The organism is Bacteroides sp. 2_2_4 (assembly GCF_000157055.1).
Classification (GTDB): Bacteria; Bacteroidota; Bacteroidia; order Bacteroidales; family Bacteroidaceae; genus Bacteroides; species Bacteroides ovatus.
In genome coordinates, this window is sequence record NZ_EQ973355.1 from 406,389 (window position 1) to 428,765 (window position 22,377).

At 41.4% G+C, this 22,377-nt stretch carries 15 protein-coding genes; 7 read left to right on the forward strand and 8 right to left on the reverse strand.

Translation table 11 applies throughout. The features are described from left to right. The first annotated feature begins 369 nt into the window (after positions 1–369). Both nudC and BSCG_RS25505 read left to right on the forward strand, forming a co-directional pair. Complete coding sequence (nudC, locus tag BSCG_RS25510; protein ID WP_256379247.1) at positions 370–1,164, forward strand: NAD(+) diphosphatase; 795 nt, start codon at positions 370–372, stop codon at positions 1,162–1,164. A gap of 106 nt (positions 1,165–1,270) precedes the next feature. After that, complete coding sequence (locus BSCG_RS25505) at positions 1,271–2,446, forward strand: DUF418 domain-containing protein (RefSeq protein ID WP_007749594.1); 1,176 nt, start codon at positions 1,271–1,273, stop codon at positions 2,444–2,446. A gap of 385 nt (positions 2,447–2,831) precedes the next feature. Here BSCG_RS25505 and BSCG_RS25500 read toward each other — a convergent pair whose 3' ends face one another. From BSCG_RS25500 to BSCG_RS25490, 3 genes are all read right to left on the reverse strand, one after another. Further along, complete coding sequence (locus BSCG_RS25500; protein WP_004300737.1) at positions 2,832–4,577, reverse strand: phospho-sugar mutase; 1,746 nt, start codon at positions 4,575–4,577, stop codon at positions 2,832–2,834. A 159-nt stretch (positions 4,578–4,736) separates the two neighbouring features. After that, a complete protein-coding gene (locus BSCG_RS25495; protein WP_008774696.1) occupies positions 4,737–6,380 on the reverse strand; it encodes a C69 family dipeptidase in 1,644 nt (547 codons plus the stop codon). A gap of 28 nt (positions 6,381–6,408) precedes the next feature. Beyond that, complete coding sequence (locus BSCG_RS25490) at positions 6,409–8,061, reverse strand: M23 family metallopeptidase (protein ID WP_008774697.1); 1,653 nt, start codon at positions 8,059–8,061, stop codon at positions 6,409–6,411. A gap of 198 nt (positions 8,062–8,259) precedes the next feature. Here BSCG_RS25490 and BSCG_RS25485 point away from each other — a divergent pair, with 198 nt between their 5' ends. The 5 genes from BSCG_RS25485 (at position 8,260) to ald (ending at position 17,979) form a co-directional block, all read left to right on the forward strand. Continuing rightward, the gene (locus tag BSCG_RS25485) at positions 8,260–10,893 is read left to right on the forward strand and encodes a zinc-dependent metalloprotease (protein WP_032849267.1); all 2,634 of its coding nucleotides are present in this window, start codon (positions 8,260–8,262) and stop codon (positions 10,891–10,893) included. Positions 10,894–10,923: 30 nt separating this feature from the next. Continuing rightward, a complete protein-coding gene (locus tag BSCG_RS25480; RefSeq protein WP_004300745.1) occupies positions 10,924–14,271 on the forward strand; it encodes a SusC/RagA family TonB-linked outer membrane protein in 3,348 nt (1,115 codons plus the stop codon). 10 nt (positions 14,272–14,281) lie between these two features. Continuing rightward, the gene (locus BSCG_RS25475) at positions 14,282–15,619 is read left to right on the forward strand and encodes a RagB/SusD family nutrient uptake outer membrane protein (protein WP_004304248.1); all 1,338 of its coding nucleotides are present in this window, start codon (positions 14,282–14,284) and stop codon (positions 15,617–15,619) included. 440 nt (positions 15,620–16,059) lie between these two features. Beyond that, a complete protein-coding gene (locus BSCG_RS25470; protein WP_004311339.1) occupies positions 16,060–16,743 on the forward strand; it encodes a WG repeat-containing protein in 684 nt (227 codons plus the stop codon). Positions 16,744–16,872: 129 nt separating this feature from the next. Next, positions 16,873–17,979 carry an alanine dehydrogenase gene (gene ald, locus BSCG_RS25465; protein WP_004311340.1) on the forward strand — a complete coding sequence of 369 codons (1,107 nt, stop codon included), beginning with the start codon at positions 16,873–16,875 and terminating at the stop codon, positions 17,977–17,979. A gap of 148 nt (positions 17,980–18,127) precedes the next feature. On the opposite strand, the gene BSCG_RS25460 is transcribed toward ald, so the two are convergent. From BSCG_RS25460 to BSCG_RS25440, 5 genes are all read right to left on the reverse strand, one after another. Continuing rightward, positions 18,128–19,066 (reverse strand): NAD(P)H-dependent flavin oxidoreductase, encoded by a 939-nt coding sequence (locus tag BSCG_RS25460; RefSeq protein WP_004321438.1) that lies wholly within the window; start codon positions 19,064–19,066, stop codon positions 18,128–18,130. A gap of 169 nt (positions 19,067–19,235) precedes the next feature. Then, the gene (locus BSCG_RS25455; RefSeq protein ID WP_008774701.1) at positions 19,236–19,961 is read right to left on the reverse strand and encodes a DUF4858 domain-containing protein; all 726 of its coding nucleotides are present in this window, start codon (positions 19,959–19,961) and stop codon (positions 19,236–19,238) included. A gap of 176 nt (positions 19,962–20,137) precedes the next feature. Next, the gene (locus BSCG_RS25450; RefSeq protein WP_008644616.1) at positions 20,138–20,662 is read right to left on the reverse strand and encodes a DUF4943 family protein; all 525 of its coding nucleotides are present in this window, start codon (positions 20,660–20,662) and stop codon (positions 20,138–20,140) included. Positions 20,663–20,673: 11 nt separating this feature from the next. Beyond that, positions 20,674–21,723 carry an outer membrane beta-barrel protein gene (locus tag BSCG_RS25445; protein WP_008025786.1) on the reverse strand — a complete coding sequence of 350 codons (1,050 nt, stop codon included), beginning with the start codon at positions 21,721–21,723 and terminating at the stop codon, positions 20,674–20,676. Continuing rightward, positions 21,707–22,258: an RNA polymerase sigma factor gene (locus BSCG_RS25440; RefSeq protein ID WP_004300758.1), complete on the reverse strand. Its 552-nt coding sequence runs from the start codon at positions 22,256–22,258 to the stop codon at positions 21,707–21,709. The genes BSCG_RS25445 and BSCG_RS25440 overlap by 17 nt, the downstream gene beginning before the upstream one ends. Positions 22,259–22,377: the final 119 nt, after the last annotated feature.

Here is a 22,377-nt window from a genome sequence, read left to right on the forward strand (position 1 = left end):
AACCCTCACCTTTGACCCATTCATTAGCGCACCGTTTAACTCGTTTCAGTACAGTTCTTAATTAAATGGGAATTTATCGGTTAGGCTGAAAGCCTTACAATTATATATTTATTGGGGTGCCCTGAAAGGGCGGAACTGTATACAATTATGCCCTTTCAGGGCGCAAATTCAGATTGTCGTTTTTACGTAGGGCGTTGCCCTACGCTATATAATTAAGCCCTTTCAGGGCACTCCGCAAAATTATCATTTAGCTCATTTCTGCACGGTTATGAATCAAATTTTGGTGCAGTTGCCCTGTATTTTATCTGATAAGTCTAAATATCAATCTAGTTTTTTTATAACTTCGCAGCGCGAAGATCAAGAATTAGAATTAAAATGAATCAGACAACACAATCATGGTGGTTTATCTTTTACAAAGACCAACTGCTTCTTGAGAAAAAAGAGGATGGTATATATACCGTCCCATGTGGAGAAAGCTCTCCTATTGTTATTAAAGAAAAAACAACCGTACACAATATCACTACACTGGAAGGGAAAAACTGCAAGGCTTTCTCCCTCTCCTCTCCCATTGAAGAATCGGAGCAATGGATCATGATAGGGCTTCGTGCCTCCTATGAATATCTTCCTTTGTCTCATTATCAGACAGCAGGAAAAGCACATGAGATTCTGCATTGGGATAGAAACAGCCGCTTTTGTTCCGCCTGCGGCACGCCTATGGAACAGAAAGAATCTATCATGAAGCGTTGTCCGAAATGTGGCCGGGAGGTATATCCTTCCATTTCCACAGCGATTCTTGTATTAGTGAGAAAAAAAGATTCACTACTTTTAGTGCACGCCCGCAATTTTAAAGGAACATTCAACAGTCTCGTTGCCGGATTTCTGGAAACCGGAGAAACGCTAGAAGAATGTGTAGCACGTGAAGTGAAAGAAGAAACCGGACTGGATGTAAAAAATATCACTTATTTCGGTAATCAGCCCTGGCCTTATCCCAGCGGACTAATGGTCGGCTTTATTGCCGATTATGCCGGAGGGGAGATCAACCTCCAAGATGAAGAATTGAGTTCGGGAGACTTTTATACAAGAGACAATTTACCCGAACTTCCCAGAAAACTTAGTCTTGCCCGAAAGATGATTGATTGGTGGATAGAGCATCCAAATGAATAAATCAAACATGGAAAATATCATCAAAGGAATCCGTCAGTATGTTCCCGAAGCCTGCTTAGAGATGGGTAAAATGAACATTTACTAAAAACAATCATAAATTAGCCCCATGGAATTATCAACAAAAACACCCCGAATTGAAGTAGTAGATGCTCTTAGAGGATTTGCTGTAATGGCCATCCTTCTGGTTCATAACCTGGAGCATTTCATTTTCCCCGTATATCCGGAAAGTTCTCCTGAATGGCTCACCATTTTGGATGCCGGAGTATTTAATGCGACATTTTCACTGCTTGCCGGAAAGTCTTATGCCATATTCGCTCTGCTTTTCGGATTCACTTTCTATATCCAGTCGCACAACCAGCAGTTGAAAGGAAAAGATTTTGGTTACCGCTTTTTATGGAGAATGATATTGCTGGCAGGATTCGCCACTTTGAATGCCGCTTTCTTCCCGGCAGGAGATGTCCTGCTTCTGTTTGTTGTAGTCAGTCTTGTGCTGTTTATCGTACGTAAATGGAGTGACAAAGCGATTCTAATCACCGCCATCTTGTTTTCACTGCAACCGATTGAATGGTTTCATTATATAATGAGCCTTTTCAATCCTGCCTATACCCTACCCGATTTGAATGTCGGAGCCATGTATGCTGAAGTAGCAGAATACACCAAAGCCGGAAACTTTTGGGATTTTCTGATAGGCAATGTTACTTTAGGACAGAAAGCAAGCTTGTTTTGGGCTATCGGTGCCGGACGTTTCTTGCAGACTGCCGGACTTTTCCTGTTTGGCTTATATATCGGACGCAAAGAATTGTTCGTAACTACCGAATCTCATTTGAAGTTCTGGATGAAAGCACTTATTATTGCAGCTATCAGTTTCGCGCCACTGTATTCTCTGAAAGAACAGATCATGCAAAGTGACAGCAGTTTAATTCAGCAAACGGTAGGTACTGCCTTTGATATGTGGCAGAAATTTGCATTTACGATTGTACTTGTTGCTTCTTTCGTGTTGCTTTATCAGAAGGATCAGTTCAAGAAAACTGTATCTAATCTGCGATTCTACGGAAAAATGAGTTTGACCAATTATATTTCTCAATCTATTTTGGGAGCCATTATCTATTTCCCATTCGGATTCTATCTTGCTCCTTACTGTGGATATACTCTTAGCCTGATTATCGGTATTATTCTTTTCCTGGCGCAGGTTCGGTTCTGCAAATGGTGGCTGTCTAAACATAAACAAGGACCATTGGAAACAATATGGCATAAATGGACTTGGATAGGCACGAAGAAATAACAGAAAAAAAGAAATAGCACTGACTGAAAAATAGACTAAAAAAGCAGGCCACGAAATACACATAACTACAAACGAACAACTTACGAATATGAAACTGAACGTATCACTCTAAAGCATCAACAAAACATGTGTATCCGCAGCCTGCGGGTTGAAATTGAGATGATGTCAATACAACAAGATTCGGGCAAGAAGGATTAGCAAGTGGACTTAAAGAATGCAAAGGAAATGAAAGAACTGTGCCAAGTTGGGGAAAAAGCCCGAAAATAGGCAGAATCAGAGCTATGTATAGAGAAAAAGAAGCGCCTCCATAATCTTCGAAAAGACCATGGAGGCGCTATTTATTTATCTTTCGTTATCTATATCTGAAATTTCAGAAGAAACAAAATCAGATACCCAATGATTTCTTCACTGCTTCAATCTTTTCCATTGCAGCAGATTCGGCAGAAGCATAACAATTGCGGCAACCCATTTCACCCTGAACTTCCATATAGAACTTAATCTTCGGTTCTGTACCTGAAGGACGAACAGAAACTTTGCTACCGTCTTCAGTGAAATATTGAAGTACGTTAGATGGTTCCGGCATATCGATTGCAGTTACGTTACCTTTATCATCTGTCTGTTTCAGTGTCTTATAATCTTTGCTCAAGATCACTTTAGAGCCACCCAATTCTTTCGGAGGATTGGCACGGAAGTTCTCCATCATAGCTTTGATTTCTTCTGCACCACTCTTACCCGGTTTCACTACGTTTACAGTAAACTCTTTAGAGAATCCGTATTCTACGTAGATATCCAGCAACAACTGATACAAGGATTTTCCATTATCTTTTGCCCATGCAGCAACTTCAGCAATCAAACAGCAAGCTGATACGGCATCTTTATCGCGAACGAAATCTTCGGCAAGGAATCCGTAGCTTTCTTCACCGCCACCGATATATTTCTGTTTGCCTTCACGCAGACGGATTTCACGGGCAATCCATTTAAATCCGGTGTAGCAGTCAAGCATTTCGATATTGTTCTTATCTGCGATTTTCTTGATTAGTTCAGTTGTAACGATTGTCTTCACGCAGAACTCGCCACCTTTAATCTTACCCAGTTGTTTGTACTGTGTCAGAATATAATAAAGGTACATCATACAAGTCTGATTACCGTTAATCAGTACCCATTCGCCTTTATCATCCTTGCAAGCAATACCCACACGGTCAGCATCCGGGTCGGAAGCCATAACGAGGTCAGCATCAATTTCTTTGGCAAGGTTTACAGCCATAGAAAGAGCTTCCGCGTTTTCCGGGTTCGGAGATACGACAGTCGGGAAGTTACCGTCCTTAATCATCTGTTCGGGCACAGTAAATACGTTTTCGAATCCCCACATTTTCAATGCACGAGGAATCAACATCATACCTGTACCATGAATCGGAGTATAGACAATCTTCATATCTTTGTGACGGGCGATAGCTGCCGGATCAATAGAAACAGTTTTCACCATATCCAGATAAATCTTATCGATGTCTTCACCGATAATCTGAATCAAATCCGGATTTCCCTGGAATTTAATATCGGCAGCAGAAGCAATTGCATTCACTTCGTCGATGATACCTTTATCGTGTGGAGCCAATACCTGTGCACCATCGTCCCAATATGCCTTGTAACCGTTGTATTCTTTCGGATTGTGAGAAGCAGTCAGGATGATACCGCTTTGGCAACCGAGGTGACGGATGGCGAAAGACATTTCCGGTGTCGGACGCATGTCGTCAAACAGATATACTTTAATACCATTGGCAGAGAAAATATTAGCAGAAGTCTCCGCAAACAAACGACTGTTGTTGCGGCAATCGTGACCTACTACTACAGAAATTTGCGGCAGGTCTTTGAAGTTCTTTTTCAGATAGTTGGAAAGTCCTTGAGTGGCAGCACCTACTGTATAGATATTCATACGATTGCTACCTACACCCATAATACCACGCAGACCACCAGTACCGAATTCAAGATCTTTGTAGAAAGCTTCAATTAGTTCGGTTTTATCATCGTTTTCCAACATACGTTTCACTTCAGCCTGGGTTTCAGCATCATAAGCCGGGGTTAGCCATTTTTCGGCTTTTTCAGTGACCTGTTTAATAAGTTCCTGATTTTCCATTTCGATTGTTATTTATTGGTTAATGAATTATTTATTATCAATTTCTTGAGCACACAAATGTAAAATAATAAGTTTATAATTCCTATTCTTTTAATTGAAATTTGAGAATTAAGAATTAAAAAGCGATATACTTAATACCTAATATCTCATACTTAATATCTATTCTTGTGGCACTTTATATCTGTCACCAGTCTGCTTGACATATTCCTGCAAGAATTCTTTCGGATATCCGGGACGCATCACTCCGGCAGGCTGCCCGATAGAATTACGCTCAAACTTACCGTCTTTAACGCGTTTCACCACTCCATCATTGTACTTCACAATCAAGAATGTTCCTAATTGTTTCCAAGTATCGAAAGTGCTCTGTGCGGTCATATTTGTATAGTTTGTCAGAAAGTCAATTGCTGCGTTCTTATCTTTTGCCAGCAGTTTGGCAGCCATTTCTTCAATGCCTTCCTGTGCATTGTTGAAAGTAGTTTCCATTTCTTTCTGCGCTTCCCGTACATCACCGATCATCAAATCATAACGCGGATAGACCATATTAGATACCCAGTTGAAAATCCAGAAAGCAGAATTCCAGGAGAAAGTAATATAATCGGCTCCGTCTACACGGGTATAACATACCGGCGCTTTAGTAGCACAACAATAAACCGGGGTAAATACAGCCATGTTCGCATCATCCACGCCAAACCAAAGTACTCCGCCTATCGGGTCCGGCTTGTTAGCGCGCATTTGTGCAACAAATACAAACCCGCTTTGTTGAGTGGAAATCGGACGTTCGTTGAAATATTCCTGGCCGTCTACCTTGAAGTTCAGAGGAGAAAGACGGTAAGGTGTCTTATAAGGTCCGGCTCCGAAATCATTGGAGATGTCAAGAGGGGTTCCTTCATAATGGTCGCGCATCATATCTTTCACATCTTGCACGGATAACTTCTGTTTCGGCTTCACAAAAAGAGGCATCGGCGTATTAGTCTTTCCCTCAATGTAAGGAAGATAATCTTTTCCGTTATCCGTAAACTTATTAAAATAGCTCCACACACGAGCCTCACAGAAACGACGGGCACCAAAATCAAGAGGCGCATAGGCTAATGAGAAACTAAAGTCTTTGTTTACTCCATTAAAATATCCCTTCTCACGGGCAAAAGAAACGACATCCGGAGAGTACATACAGTTTTCCTTGTCGTTCATATCAAACTGGTGGATACGTGACTGGTTGGCATGGGCCGAAATACAATCATCGGGCACACGTACAGCTACCCAAACTGCTCCACGGATGCCGGGACCTTTACCAATCATTTCCATAATCCATATTTCGTTCGGATCGGCAATAGTAAAGGATTCTCCTTCGCTATAGTAGCCGTATTGCTGCACTAAGTCGGTCATGATCTTAATAGCTTCACGGGCAGTGCGCGAACGTTGCAAACCGATATAAATCAGACTTCCGTAATCGATAATCCCTGTAGAATCGGCCAATTCCGGACGTCCGCCGAAAGTTGTCTCACCAATGGTAACCTGATATTCATTCATATTACCGACTACATTGTAAGTCTGGCGTGCCTGCTCTATTTCTCCCAGATACTTGCCGGTATCCCATTCATAAACTTTCAGCATCGTACCTTTTGGATAGGTAGCAGCCGGATAATGATAAAGTTCTCCGAATAAGCCGTACGAGTCGGCAGAATAGGAAACAATCGTCGAGCCATCGGCAGACGCATTTTTTCCGACAATCAGGTTGGTGCAGGCGAAGGTGTTCGCCACAGCCGCCATCAATACGGCGGCACAAAGAATAATTCTTCTCTTCATAATAAATATATGATTCACTTTTAATAATTTACCAAATAAAGCTTTCACGGGCCACTGTTTCATTCCCACAATAGTCGGTCACTGTAAATTCAACAGTATGCTTGCCTCCCTTCTTTACGCGTTTGGGGTCCAACGTACATTCCCAGTATGATTTCACAATATTGGGACGTCCGAAAAGCGCATACTTTCCGTCAATCGTTCCACGATAGGAAGCAATTCCCGCGCCCTGATCTTTCAAACGATAGACAATTTTTCCGTTTCTTCCCCACTGATTCTTGTTGACAGGGATAATCTCCGGCGGGATGGTATCGATGGCAACAGTGTAAGTTCCCAACTCCCGGATAGATGCTTTCATGTATCCGTCTTCATACTTTCCGCCTACGCTGTACTTTCCTCCTTTGGGAGTTATGCGGGCCACATAATATTTCGTCGTATCGGCAATTGGTTTTCTACGCAACCCGATACACAGTTCACAAGCTGCATGCAGCGGAACCGCCTTATCATTCAGCTGATAAGTAAAAGCAACGGCACCACTATCCGCCTTCACCTGATAATTGAGGGGAACATCATCATACAACATTCCTTTCGGAACAACCAGGTTCAATCCCGGTTCTTGCAGATAATTAGTCTTATTCCAGGTAAAATAATATTTCTCCCGATGATTCAACGGTTCAATCGGCTGTTTCCGACCCCGTACGGTGAAACTATATTTGGAAGTGTTTCCGAAAGCATCTTTTAATGTATATAAGAACTGATAGTCCCGTTCCTCATCAATTGTCACCAAGCCACGGTTATCATTCGATGCTTTTAGCAGACGCAAAGTGTTGCCCGGATCAATGAAAGATTTCATATATTGCCCGTAAGTCCAGGAATTAATCATCCGGTTCTCTTCCTGCGAGAAACGATCTACGGTGCTACGAAATATTTCATTTCCATCTACCGTAAGCACAACTGAATAAACTCCATAATGGTTATTCACTCCATCCATGTAATCGTATGCTTTGATCCCCACACCTATCACTCCCCATGCTTCCACCGGACGCTCACTATTGGGAAGGATGGTTTTATTCTCTTGCTTTCCATCCACTACTCCTTTACCCAGTTGCGGAAAAAATAGAATGCCATCCGCTTTCGGAGCACGCGTATCTTTTATTTTCGATTGAAAGAAAGGCATAGGGTCAATATAATCTCCCGATTCCGTTTCAAATACATCCAGGTGAAGATGCGGACCGAACGAATATCCGGTATTTCCGCTCCATGCGATCTGCTGACCTCCTTTCACCGGATATTCTCCCGGTTCGGGAACAATCTCTACTTCCCAGCTTTCTTCTTCATATTGAAGTTTCTCCACCCTTTCGGCAATGGGAGAAACAAAACCACTCAAATGGCGGTTGATCGTTGAATAGCCATTGTGATAACAGACATCAAGTACATATCCCGAACCATTCGTGACGCGAATACGCGAAATATAGCCATCAGCGAGAGCACGAACGGGTTTACCGATAACTCCGCCTGTCTTAAAATCCAGTCCGCCGTGGAAGTGATTGGAGCGGATTTCTCCAAAGTTCCCACTCAATGTAAGAGGAAAGTCAAAAGGAGGTACAAAGGTTACTTGCTTCTTCTCTTGTCCATACCCTCCGATGCAGCAAGCCAGCATCAAAGCAGTGATATATCGTCTCATCATTCCGTTCACTTTTTTACTCCCGCAAATGTACACTATTCCCACTAAACTATGAAATATCCGAGGAGAATGATGACCGTAGATACTAGTTAATATTTCTTTTTAATGTTATATTCATTGCAAATTAGTAGTCATTATGTTATTTATATTAGTACTTTTGTAGCCGTTTTTTAATTATAATTAAAAGTTAGAAACTCAATGAGAATGTATGTAAAAGTAATGGCAGCGGTCATTGCATGTATATTGCTGAGTGGAGAAGCGCTCTCGGCATTTGCAACTACCCCCGCTACAGAAAATCTGAGTTGGTTTAAAAAGAAAAAGAAAAAACCAGAAGAGAAAGAAGAGAAGAGTAAAAGCGACTACGAGAAATTAGTGGAAGACAGTAAAACGACCAAAGGGATGTTTGCTGTACATCAAAAGAAGAATGATTATTATTTTGAAATTCCCACCTCACTTTTGGGACGTGACTTATTAGTTGTCAATAAGCTGCAACGAGTTCCTACCGAACTTAATGATGCGGGTGTAAACCGCGGAGTAAACTATGAAAACCAGATGGTTTGCATGGAATGGGACAAAGCGACGGGCAAACTAATGTTACGCCAACAACGTCCATTACCTCTGGCCCCCCCAACGGATGCTATCTTCCGTTCGGTAAAGGATAATTTTATCTCTCCGCTGATTGCCGCATTCAAGATCGAAGCAGTCAATGCAGATTCTACGGCATTAGTAATCAAGGTGAATGATATTTATGATGGTACGGAAACCAGTATCAATAACGTATTTACCAATATTAATCTGGGTACTTCGGCTATCAAGAATTTATCACGTATTCTATCCATCAAATCCTTTTCAAACAATGTCGTGGCAACTTCCGAGTTGACTACCCGGGTAACGGAAGGTACTACTACTGTTTATGTAACGGTGGAAGTTAGTTCTTCTATTCTCTTATTGCCCGAGAAGCCGATGATGGGACGATTCGACAATCAGAAGGTCGGTTATTTCACGAATCCGTTATTAAGTTTTAGTGATGCGCAGCAGCGTACGGATAAGACACAGTATATCACCCGCTGGCGTATGGAACCCAAACCGGAAGATCGGGAGGCTTATCTGAAAGGTCAGATGGTGGAACCTGCCAAACCGATTGTCTTCTACATTGATAATTCAACTCCTTACCAATGGCGTTCGTACATTAAGAAAGGTATCGAGGACTGGCAGATTGCCTTTGAAAAGGCTGGTTTCAAGAATGCGATTATTGCCAAAGAAATCACGGACAGTATGCATGTAGACATGGATGATGTCAATTACTCCGTACTGACTTATGCTGCTTCGGAAAAGAAAAATGCAATGGGACCTTCTCTGTTAGATCCCCGTTCCGGAGAAATCCTGGAAGCTGATATTATGTGGTGGCACAATGTGCTTTCTATGGTACGTGAATGGATTACTGTCCAGACCGGAACAGTGTGTCCGGAAGCACGTAATGTACAATTGCCTGATGCTTTGATGGGAGATGCCATTCGATTCGTCGCCTGTCATGAGGTAGGCCACTCATTGGGACTCCGTCACAATATGATGGGATCATGGGCTTTCCCGACGGATTCATTACGTTCCGAAGCATTCACTTCCAGAATGAATTCTACCGCTTCATCTATCATGGATTATGCACGATTCAATTATATCGCACAACCAGGAGATGGCGTGAAAGTTCTTTCTCCGCATATCGGTCCTTATGACATGTTTGCTATCGAATATGGTTATCGTTGGTACGGAAAGAAGACTCCGGAAGAAGAAAAGGATGTTTTATTCGATTTTTTGAGCAAACATACTGATCGTCTTTATAAATATAGTGAAGCACAGGATGTACGTGATGCGGTAGATCCACGTGCACAGAACGAAGATTTAGGTGATGATCCGGTTCGTTCTTCTTTACTTGGCATTGAGAATCTGAAACGTATTGTTCCGCAAATTCTTCAATGGACTACTACCGGTGAGAAGGGACAAACTTATGAAGAAGCATCTCGCCTCTACTACGCTGTAATCAACCAATGGAACAACTATTTATATCATGTCCTTGCCAATATTGGCGGTATCTACATTGAAAATACAATTGTAGGAGACGGCGTTAAAACTTATACATTCGTAGAGAAAGAGAAACAACAAGCTTCACTGAAATTTCTGATGAATGAAGTTTTGACATACCCTAAATGGCTGTTTGACACGGAAGTGGGGCAATATACTTATCTACTTCGCAATACTCCCATTGGAAAACAGGAAAATGCTCCTACACAAATCTTAAAGAACGCCCAAGCCTATATCCTTTGGGATTTACTTGGCAATACTCGTTTGATGCGTATGATAGAGAATGAATCTGTCAATGGAAAGAAAGCCTTTACAGTAGTGGAACTTATGGACGGACTTCATAAGAACATTTTCGGTGTTACCGAACGCGGTGGCATCCCTAACGTTATGGAACGTTCTTTGCAGAAAAACTTCCTTGATGCATTACTTACAGCCGCTGCAGAACCGGAAGCCGTTAAAATCAACAAGAAGATCGCCAACGAACATTTCTTGCTTGACCACGCTACTCCTTTCTGTAGCTGTTACGCTGCCGAACAGCGTGCACTTCGTCAGGAAGACCGGATGGGTGCTCCACGTGTGCTCAATTTCTATGGCAGCCAGCTCAACCGTATTTCAGATGCTATCTCTGTGAAACGCGGTGAATTATTACGTATCAAGAAGTTGTTGCAGAACCGTCTCGGAACTTCCGATACTGCTGCACGCTATCATTATGAGGACATGATTCTACGTATTAATACTGCTTTAGGAATCAAATAAAACCACTTATTACTTTAACTATCTACATTAATGAGAAAAAAATACTTGTGCATTCTTATATGCCTCTTTGCAAATGCGCTGGCCTTTGCCAGCGCTGCTAATCGTACAATCACCGGAGTCGTTATATCCGGTGAAGATAATGAACCTCTGATCGGTGCTTCCGTATATGTTAACGCAGATGACTTGAAAAAGGCCGGAGCATCACAGACTTCTCTAGGTACTATCACTGATATGGATGGTAAATTCTCCATTTCCATTCCGGAAAAGGTGACTAGGTTACATTGTAGTTATATAGGATTTGAAGAACAAGACATCGTTTTGCAAGCAGGAAAAGATACTTATCGTATTGTACTTCAAGCTTCATCACACACATTAGGAGACGTAGTAGTAACTGGTTATCAAGAACTGGAACGTCGTAAACTGACTGCTGCCATTGCCAAAGTAGATGTTACAGATGGAATGGTAGGTGCTGCAAAAAGTATCGATCAGGCGTTAGCAGGACAAATCGCCGGTGTAGCTGTTACGACAACTTCTGGTGCACCGGGAGCTCCAGCACGTATTCGTATTCGTGGTACGGCTTCATTAAATGGAACACAAGACCCATTATGGGTATTGGATGGAATACCTTTGGAGGGGACAGATATTCCAGAGATTAACAAAGATAACGATAATGACATTGTAAATATGTCACAATCTTCTATCGCAGGTTTGAGCCCAAACGACATTGAAAGCATTACGATATTAAAAGATGCAGCTGCTACTGCCATTTATGGCGCACGTGCTGCAAATGGTGTAATTGTGGTAACAACCAAAAGAGGAAAAACCGGAAAACCTGTTATTAACTTCAATACTAAATTGACTTATACTCCAAATCTCAATACTTCACGGCTCAACTTACTAAACTCGGAAGAGAAAGTCGATTTGGAACTTCAATTATTAAAAGAAGCACGGTTTGACATATTATGGGGATTAACAGATCCGATACCGGTATTTCCTGAAAAAGGAAAAGTTGCTGCTATCATGAAACAATATAACTTAATAGACATCTATAAAGAACAGGGGTGGAACGGACTGACACCTGAAGCCCAAAATGCTATAAACAAACTGAAAACAATCAATACAGATTGGAATGACATATTATTCAGAGATGCTTTTACGCAAGAATATAACTTTAGCATTTCTGGTGGTAGCGAAAAGGTTACTTATTACAACTCACTTGGTTATGTCAAAGAAAACGGAAATGTACCAGGTGTAAGCATGAGCCGTTTTAATCTGACCAGTAAAACGTCTTACCAAATCAACAAAATATTAAAAATTGGAATGTCTATTTTTGCCAACAGACGCAAGAATAACACATTTATGACTGATACTTACGGACTTATTAACCCTATATATTATTCACGTATCGCCAACCCTTACTTTGCTCCGTTTGACGAACAAGGAAACTACCTTTACGATTACGACGTAGTCAGAAGTAATGAAACAGATGAAAAGCAAGGCTTTAATATATTCGAAGAACGAGCAAACACCAATAAAGAATCTGTCACCACAGCCATCAATTCTATCTTTGATGTTCAGCTACGTTTTAACGATCAGTGGAAAGTTTATTCACAGATTGGTGTGCAATGGGATCAATTGTCGCAAGAAGAATATGCCGGGATAAATTCATATAATATTAGGAATATACGTGAAACCAATAAATATTGGAAAAATGGTGTACAAACCTATCTTATACCAGAAGGAGGCATGCTTAAAACAACTAATAGTACAACCTCACAACTCACATGGAAAATCCAAGGAGAATACAAAAACACATTTGGGGATATACATGACATACAAATAATGGCTGGTTCGGAAATTCGCAAAAACTGGGTAGACAACCAAGCCTCAACCGGATACGGATATGATCCCAAGAAACTAACATTCCAGAATCTCATATTTAAAGATGAAGCACAAGCCAATGATTGGAATCTAAAAACTAAATCGTACAAGGAAAACGCTTTTGCTTCTTTCTTTGCCAATGGTTCATATACTTTAATGAATCGTTATACATTGGGAGGAAGTGTGCGCATGGATGGTTCTGATTTATTCGGAGTAGATAAGAAATACCGTTTCTTACCAATCTATTCGGTAAGCGGTTTGTGGCGTTTATCTAATGAATCGTTCATTAGACAATACAAATGGATTGATAATTTAGCTCTTCGCCTTTCTTATGGCTTACAAGGAAATATTGATAAGGGAACCTCTCCATTCCTAGTCGGAAAATATGATAATGTGAATATTTTACCAGGTTACAGTGAAGAAAATATTATTATCAATAGTGCTCCCAACAGTAAATTACGCTGGGAAAAAACAGCATCTTACAATCTAGGAATAGATTTTTCCGTACTCAATCAAGCCATCAATCTTAGTGTAGATTACTACTATAGAAAAGGAACAGACTTAATTGGTTCTAAAGCATTAGCTTTAGAAAATGGATTCACTAATATGTCTATAAACTGGGCTAGTATGGAAAATAAAGGTGTAGAAATAAACCTGCAGACACGTAATATCACCACTAAAAACTTCTCTTGGTACACTACTTTCAACTTCGCATATAATCAAAATAAAGTACTAAAAGTACTTACAGATAAAAGCCAAGTGACTCCTAGTCTGGAAGGATATCCTGTAGGTGCAATCTTTGCACTAAAAACAAAAGGTATAAATCCTGATACAGGACAAATCTATCTTGAGAATAAAGAGGGAAAAGCTGTCACTGTAGAAGAGTTATTCAGAATGACATCGAATGAAGATGGTCTTGGCACTTACCAAATAGGACCAAGTACTGAAGAACAAAGAGACTTTTACAGCTATGTTGGAACGTCAGATGCTCCCTACACGGGCGGTTTTCTAAATACGTTCAATTACCGAAATTGGGAACTGAATCTGAATTTTTCATATAATTTTGGAGCACACGTAAAAACAACTCCAAGTTATAATGTATCTGACTTAGACCCAGGGCGCAATATGAATAGAGACATACTGGATAGATGGACACCGGAAAATACAACAGGAAAGTTCCCTGCATTAGCAACGTACAATTACAATCCGGCCGACTACTACTTGTTCAGTACTCGAAATGACATTTACAGATCACTGGATATCTGGGTAAAAAAGCTAAGCTTTGTACGTCTACAAAATATACGTCTTGCTTACCGGGTTCCATCCGAATGGCTTCATAAACTAAGTATCGGCGGAGCAACTGTAGGATTAGAGGCTCGTAACCTATTCGTTATCAGCTCTAATTATGATAATTATATGGATCCGGAATCAATGGGCAACCTATACTCTACCCCAGTTCCCAAATCCATTACCTTCAATCTAAGTCTTAACTTTTAAAAAATATATTATGACAAAGAAAATATATTATATATTCACATTAATAGGAAGCCTGTTATTATCTTCCTGTGATAGTTATTTGGACATACAACCAGTAGGCCAAGTAATTCCCAATACGCTAGCTGAATACAGAGCTTTATTCACAACAGCTTACAATACAGCACTCAATGACAGAGGAATATGCGAAATCAGAACAGATATCGCAACCATATTACAGTCTGATGCCACTTCCAAAAATTCTTTAGGAGATGTTGAAAAATGGAATGATGTTAATCCGAATGCAAGTACGAGACAATTTGGATGGGCGGCCTATTATACCAATATCTATTATGCCAACGCAATCATAGATAAAAAAGATGAAATATCAGAAGGAAGCCAAGAAGATATTAATCAATTAGTTGGAGAAGCTTACCTCATGAGAGCATATATGCATTTCATATTGGTCAATCTTTATGGACAACCTTATACAGCTACCGGAGCATTAGAAACCAAAGCAGTTCCTCTAAAACTCAATACTGATTTAGAAGAAATACCATCAAGAAATACTGTAAAGGAAATATATACCTCTATTTTATCTGATATAGAAACAGCACGGAAACTGATTAATAAAAAAGAATGGGAAATTCAATATTCATACCGTTTTTCAACATTATCAGTAGATGCTATGGAATCACGGGTATATTTATACATGGGTGAATGGAGCAAATCTTATGAAGCTTCGGAACGTGTATTAGCCGGAAAATCGACATTGGTAAACCTAAATGATGAAGGAGGCAAACTTCCTAATGAATTTACATCTGTAGAAATGATCACTGCCTATGAAGTTTTTCCAAATAGCGATTATGCCGGATCACTCTTACTTTACCCTTCATTTTTACAAGAATATGAGGAAGGAAAAGATCTACGTCCAAACAAGTATTATCAAGCAAATAAAAATGGAAATTATACTTCCATCAAAAGTGGTGAATCTAAATTCAAATGTACTTTCCGCACCGGAGAGCTTTATTTAAATTCAGCAGAAGCTGCTGCACATTTAAACAAATTACCTGAAGCACGTACCCGGCTCTTGAAACTAATAGAGAATCGTTATACATCAGAAGGTTATGAGCAGAAAAAGAATGAAATAAACGCGATGAGCCAAGAAAAGCTAGTCACAGAAATTCTGAAAGAACGTGCTCGCGAGCTTGCTTTTGAAGGCCATCGCTGGTTTGATTTACGCCGAACTACCCGACCGGAAATCAAAAAAGAAATTGAAGATGTAACCTACACACTTGTACAAGATGATTCCCGTTACACATTGCGTATTCCACAAGATGCAATTGATGCTAATCCCGGACTTTTAAACTAATAACCAAGCATTTTTCATAGAAACAAACCGCCTGACATCATAGACTAAAAAGCTCCCTTTACCTAAAGCGTAAAAGGAGCTTTTTTTAATCTATCTATTAGCCATCTCTCATTTTGTACACCTACCTCATTCACCATTAAATCTTTATCCCCTAAAAGCATTGTTCTTTAACAAGAAATCCGTATCTTTGTAGCGACTTATTACGATTAATAACGTAGAAGCGTTTAGAATATTATCTCTATTCAGAATCTGGTAAATTCTTTAATTGGGGAGATAATGGCAACTAAGCGTTCACGTCTTTGTTATATGCAAGGGCGTGGACTCTGTTGTTCATTTCCCAATAGGTTTACCAGAGCCTTGAATAGAATGAACTAACGACGTCCACGCTTCTCTTGTATATATATGGTATCCGGACGCTTACCACACAAACAATAAAGGTAATGAGCAGCACTATTACAAAGTTCTTCGCTTCTTTTTTAGCTTATGGGGTAGCTAATAAGAAAAAGCGCTTCTCGGCAATTGGCCGTTTCTCCGAAGGATTGGCTCCGGTAAAAGGAAAAATCCAATGGGGATACATCAATAAAGGATATGACGTTGTCATTCCTCTAATGTACGAACGGGCTTTCTCTTTTAAAGAAGGATTAGGGATGGTAGTACTCAATTCTCAATACGGATTCATCGACCATACCGGACAAATACAGATTCCGTTTAAATACACAGCCGCTCACTCGTTTGAACAAGAATGTGCACGGGTATGCCACGATGGATTATGGGGATTGATTGACAGACAAGGAAACTACATTCTTCCACCGACTTACAGTCAAATAGAACAATTCGCGGAAGGATTAGCTCTCGTCTCGCTACACAATAAGATAGGATTCATTAACAAGAAAGGAGAAGTTGTCATTCCCCTGGAATATGATAATGGACGCTCTTTCTCTGAAGGATTGGCTGCTGTTTGTATTGAAAGTCAGTCGTCCAAGTGGGGGTATATAAACAAAGACAATGAAGAAGTACTTCCTTTTAAGTACGATATTGCAGAACCCTTTTATAACAACATAGCTCGAGTGGGTCTCTATGGAAAAAGCATGAAAATCAACAAACAGGGCAGTGAATGTCTATAAAACAACCACTCTACGCATTTATTCATCTCAACACGCAAGGCATTCTGTTCTAAAACATCCCCTTACGAATAACAACGTAAGGGGATTTTTCGTACTTTCGAACATGTTAAATCTTTAATACGTAACATTATGATTATCGGAGTACCAAAGGAAATCAAAAACAATGAGAACCGTGTAGGCATGACACCTTCAGGAGTGGCCGAAGTGGTAAAACAAGGGCACCGGGTGTTTATCCAACATACAGCGGGAGTAAATAGCGGTTTTCCGGATGAAGCATATCAAGCTGTCGGCGCACATGTCCTGCCAACAATAGAAGATATTTACGCCACTGCTGAGATGATAGTAAAAGTGAAAGAACCGATAGTCACTGAATATAACTTAATAAGAAAAGGACAGTTACTATTCACTTATTTCCATTTTGCTTCCGACAAGGAATTAACCCTTGCTATGCTCTCTAACAAATCAATATGCCTGGCTTATGAAACTGTAGAAGAAGCAGACCACTCATTACCTTTATTAATTCCCATGAGTGAAGTTGCCGGACGTATGTCTATCCAAGAAGGCGCCCGTTTTCTGGAAAAACCGCAAGGCGGAAAAGGTATCCTTTTGGGAGGTGTACCAGGTGTTAAACCAGCTAAAGTATTAATTTTAGGAGGTGGAGTTGTAGGTAGCAATGCTGCACAAATGGCTGCTGGAATGGGGGCAGATGTCACTATTACAGATATAAATCTGGCACGTCTGCGCTATTTGAGCGAGACACTGCCGAAGAATGTAAAGACATTGTACGCATCCGAACTAAGAATCAGAAAAGAATTGCCGGATGTTGATTTAGTTGTCGGCTCTGTACTGATTCCCGGTGATAAAGCACCACATTTGATTACCAAAGAGATGCTTTCAATAATGCAGCCCGGCACAGTATTAGTAGATGTAGCAATCGATCAGGGAGGATGTTTCGAGACCTCTCACCCGACCACCCACAGTGCACCGACCTATATTGTAGACGGAATCGTTCATTATGCAGTAGCTAATATTCCGGGAGCTGTACCTTACACTTCCACCCTTGCACTAACCAATGCTACCCTCCCCTATGTGATAGCTTTAGCAAATAAGGGATGGAAAAAAGCCTGCAAAGAGAATCCAGCATTAGCACTCGGATTAAATATCGTAGAAGGAAAAATCGTTTATAAGGCCGTTGCCGACGTATTTGGTTTGAAGTACGATCCTATCAACCTGTAACTATGCATTTTCACCATACAGTAATATAAAGTCTTACAGAGTTCTTTCTTTTTTTCAAAGTAAGGCTATCTCAATGTCTTACGTCTTCGATTGATAACCTTTAAAAAACTCTGCAAGACTTTGTATTACTCTGTGGTGAGCTATATCTTTAAAATAAATAATCTTTCTTTGCCGCCCGTTGATAAGCCGCTACCAATTCGTTCATTACTTCTGCCACAGACTGCCGACGGGATATGATTGCCGAAACTTGTCCGATCTCCAATTCCCCTTCTTCCAGATCACCTTCAAAGATTCCTTTTTTAGCACGCCCCCGTCCTAATAAAGTTCTCAAATCTTCAGCACTAGCTCCACTATCTTCAGCCTTCTCCACCGCTTCGCGGAAAGCATTCTTTACCAAACGTGTTGGAGCCAGCTTTTTCAACAACAACTTAGTATCCCCTTCTCTGAGACTCAAGCAATAATCTTTAAATACCGAACTCGCTGAACTCTCTTCAGTAAGAGCAAAACGGGTTCCTATCTGCACCCCTTCGGCTCCCAACACCATAGCAGCCAATACTCCTTCCCCTGTGCCGACACCTCCTGCAGCTATCAAAGGTAATGTTGTAGCCTCACGTACAGCCGGAATCAAACAGAAAGTCGTTGTTTCTTCGCGTCCATTATGCCCTCCGGCTTCAAACCCTTCTGCCACTACCGCATCTACTCCAGCCTCCTCACATTTTACAGCAAAACGGGAAGAAGAAACAACATGAACAACCGTTATTCCACGCTCTTTCAACCACCCAGTCCACGTTTTCGGATTTCCGGCAGAGGTAAAAACAATCTTCACTCCCTCTTCCACCACAATATTCATAATCTCTTCTATCTGGGGATACATCAAAGGAATGTTTACACCAAAAGGCAATTTCGTGGCCGCATTACATTTACGGATATGCTCGCGTAAAGTGTCCGGATGCATGGAACCGGCACCGATCAATCCCAGTCCACCGGCATTGCTCACAGCAGAAGCAAGACGCCAACCGCTGCACCACACCATACCACCTTGAATAATAGGATACCGAATACCCAGAAGAGAAGTAATTCTATTCATAACCAATAATTTATCTATGTGTTAATATACTAAGATACCAATAATAGCGACAAAGCTATATAACAATGCGCCAACATAACAACACACAAATATACTAATTATTCAATTACAAACATTCTCTAGTCAGCACATTAGCGCATTGCTACATCAACACATCATTATAACGCCTTCAACGGGCAATCTGTTCAATTGGTTTATTTATCAACACAGTGGTAGAATCTCCATAAGTTCTCAACACTTCCAATGTGCGGGCACGGTTATCCCGTCCCGTCTTATTCCAGAAATCTTTTGTAAAGACAGCCATCAGGTCAAGTCCGCCGATAGTTCCACCATTGATATACACTCCACTCCCACCAAACAAGGGAATAGGTGCATCCATCACTACCGTGTTCACCATCATTCCGTTAGCACGTTCACCCAACTGACGGAAACGCACCCCACTCGCCTGTATCTCATCCAACGACTTACGCATTCCCTTTGCCATCGGATTGCGTGCCCAGTTTGAATAAGATCTTTGATGGCGTATCTCGTAGAAAGGATCACCCCGCCAGGTATTTTTATCGATCTTTATCTTCTTCTGATAGATGGGATCCCAGTTATAGCGGGTATTCGCTTTATATGGCATCAGAGTCAACATCACTTTCGGTTTAGGCAACGCTTCAGGAAGCGATTCGTCAGGCATCATCCAGCTTTTCTCCTCCGACATCCGGGGAGTACCCACTGCGCTTCCGAAATCAATCGATTTCACAGCATCCATATTTAAATGCAACTCCTGGTCACTCTCCAGCAATTTCTTCAAATGCAAAGAATCTTGCGCCGTCCATACTTGCGAATATGCAAATACAGCAGTCAAGCACAGTGCCATCGTTGTTATAAACCGTTTTAATCCATCCATCCTTTTTACTCTTTCATTACCTATATTTCGGAGCACTTCATATACATTTGCACGTATGAGAGCCCATCGTTTGAGCGTAATAATCCCCTGTCAGCAGCAAAAGACTGCTGATACAAACAAATGTTCCCACATGAATGTTTCCTATTTTTTACTTTCCGAAGGCTCTTCCCCCTTTATTACCACCAACGATAACCCGATCCGCAAAGCGGCTCATCGTAGCACGGATCAATTGTCCATCTCGTTTTCGGATATTGGCGTTCTTCCCACCAACTACGATAACAAGCGGCTGCATCGAGTACTTCCTCATCGGTCAGGAAATAGATTGCTTCATAATTTTCGGCATTCGCCAATACCATTTTGCAACCTAATGACGGAGGTGTGCCCTGACGGATAGACTCAATCACCCAAAGCATACACTCGCCCAACCGAATTTTACCGTTGTTCATATTATAAACCGACGGAAAAGAAGGAATAATGGTCAGATCTTCTGCATATTTTAAAAGTTCGGGGATGTCCTCTTCCGTAAAATGAGGGACCTCCACCACCCCTTTATCATTCTTCATCTTGTACGTACCCGACTTCAATTGTTTCACAAAAAGGGCAACATCCGGATTGTTATAATCCATTTCTTCGCTGGTGCATCCTGTAAAAGATACGATCAGGCAAACAGCCATCCACAGCATTAGTAGTGTTTTTTTCATTTTCATAAGGATTAATACGTCATGCGAAGTCCGCAAAGTAAATTAAAATTAGTCGGCCGTTTCGTTCGTACCGTAGCCAGTTTCGAATCTGTTTTGAAATGATGCGAAACTCCGGGTTCGGCAAAAACAGCAAGTCGGTCATTAATCTTATAATTGATTCCAATGCCGGCAGTCACTGCCAGTTGGATAGGTTCTTCTTTAAAACTGTTGTCCGGCGCGCCGGCGATACATTTATCGGCTATTCCGCCTACGGTAGCGTAAAGGTCAAATTTCTTCGTATCTACCAGTGTTACATTTACTTTAACGGGGATACCCAGATAGTGCAAATGCTGCCCCGCCGAACGAAGGTTTGAATAAAGCAGTCCGGTTTCTATTCCGAGAGATTCGTTTAGTTTACGCTCTACCGTTACCCCTGCGGAAACCGGCATTTTATAAGTGCCATTATCAGCCGGAAGCGCCGTGCCTACCTGAACTTTCATCGCCCAGCGATGCTTTTTCACCGCTTTGGGTTGAGCCACATTCACATTCGATTGTTCTTCCGGAGCTACAGATGATTCCGTATCACCGTTTGTTGCCTGCCAAAAGCCGTTATTCCCTTGATTACCATATCGGTTGCCATTTCCTGTGGAAGTGGTGGCGGAAAAAGAAAACGACATGGAGAAAGTGATAGAAAGCGAATCTTCTTCCTCCGTGTATTGTGACAGCATACCGTAAGACTTTGGAGCCGGTTTCGGCAACACCGGTTCTACCGGCAACGGTAACTGATTGACGCGTACTCCATCTCCATCCATCTGCCCTCCATTTGTCACGGCTATCTTTGTAAATGCTTCTTCCATTTCTTCTTTGGGAGAGAAATACAAGAAAGTAGCCGACGAGGCCGCCAAAACGAGCAATACAGATGCCGCAGCCGCCACACGGAAGAGCAGAATCCGACGACGATGCTGGCAAGCCACAGGTATTTCCTGCGAGAGCTCTTCCCAAAAGCCATCCCGTACACTCATCCCTGCATCAGCGAGACGCGTGCGAAACAGATCGGTTATTTCATCATTTTCTTTCTTCATGATTCCTATACTCTTTAATTCTTTTTGCTAACAAATACTTGGCCCGGTGCAACTGCGAAGTAGACGAATGTTCTTTAATGTGAAGCATCTTGGCTATCTCCTTGTGCGATTTCTCTTCAAACACATAAAGGTTGAAAACGGTTCGGCAACCATCCGGCAATTCGGCAATAAAAGCCATCAATTGCTCTTCGGAGATTCCAGCCCCTCCTCCCGAGTCCGATATATCCGGTATATCGGGAAGCTGCTCTTCATGCACTACCAACTGGCTGACTCGTTTCTCCCGCCGCAGGAAATCGAGTGATTGAGTAACCATCACCCGGGTTATCCATGTACAGAGCGAAGACTCGCCCCGGAACGAGAAGTTGGTAAAAATCTTGATGAAACCGTCATGCAGTACATCGTGCGCCGCATCCATATCGCCCGTATAGCGGAAACATACCGCCAGCATCTGTTTGGAATAGAGGGTGTAAAGTTCCTTTCGGGCTGAATCCTTTCCTGCCCGACAGCCCTTTATCAGTTCTATCTCGTTTTCCAAAGTCAATTACTTTTTTTTTAAAATCGAACGTATGTCTGCGTCGTTTTACTCATTAGACGCAAGAGTTTGAAGAATGCTGCAAGGAATATTGCTAAAAGAAGTTAAAGAATAGAAGAGAG

Bases quoted from the DNA above. Each gene is read 5' to 3' on its own strand.
- BSCG_RS25450 (WP_008644616.1), bottom strand. From the start codon at position 20,662: ATGAAAAAAACACTACTAATGCTGTGGATGGCTGTTTGCCTGATCGTA.
- BSCG_RS25455 (WP_008774701.1), bottom strand. From the start codon at position 19,961: ATGGATGGATTAAAACGGTTTATAACAACGATGGCACTGTGCTTGACT.
- BSCG_RS25445 (WP_008025786.1), bottom strand. From the start codon at position 21,723: ATGAAGAAAGAAAATGATGAAATAACCGATCTGTTTCGCACGCGTCTC.
- BSCG_RS25460 (WP_004321438.1), bottom strand. From the start codon at position 19,066: ATGAATAGAATTACTTCTCTTCTGGGTATTCGGTATCCTATTATTCAA.
- BSCG_RS25470 (WP_004311339.1), top strand. From the start codon at position 16,060: ATGAGCAGCACTATTACAAAGTTCTTCGCTTCTTTTTTAGCTTATGGG.
- BSCG_RS25495 (WP_008774696.1), bottom strand. From the start codon at position 6,380: ATGAAGAGAAGAATTATTCTTTGTGCCGCCGTATTGATGGCGGCTGTG.
- BSCG_RS25490 (WP_008774697.1), bottom strand. From the start codon at position 8,061: ATGAGACGATATATCACTGCTTTGATGCTGGCTTGCTGCATCGGAGGG.
- BSCG_RS25505 (WP_007749594.1), top strand. From the start codon at position 1,271: ATGGAATTATCAACAAAAACACCCCGAATTGAAGTAGTAGATGCTCTT.
- BSCG_RS25485 (WP_032849267.1), top strand. From the start codon at position 8,260: ATGAGAATGTATGTAAAAGTAATGGCAGCGGTCATTGCATGTATATTG.
- BSCG_RS25480 (WP_004300745.1), top strand. From the start codon at position 10,924: ATGAGAAAAAAATACTTGTGCATTCTTATATGCCTCTTTGCAAATGCG.
- ald (WP_004311340.1), top strand. From the start codon at position 16,873: ATGATTATCGGAGTACCAAAGGAAATCAAAAACAATGAGAACCGTGTA.
- BSCG_RS25500 (WP_004300737.1), bottom strand. From the start codon at position 4,577: ATGGAAAATCAGGAACTTATTAAACAGGTCACTGAAAAAGCCGAAAAA.
- BSCG_RS25475 (WP_004304248.1), top strand. From the start codon at position 14,282: ATGACAAAGAAAATATATTATATATTCACATTAATAGGAAGCCTGTTA.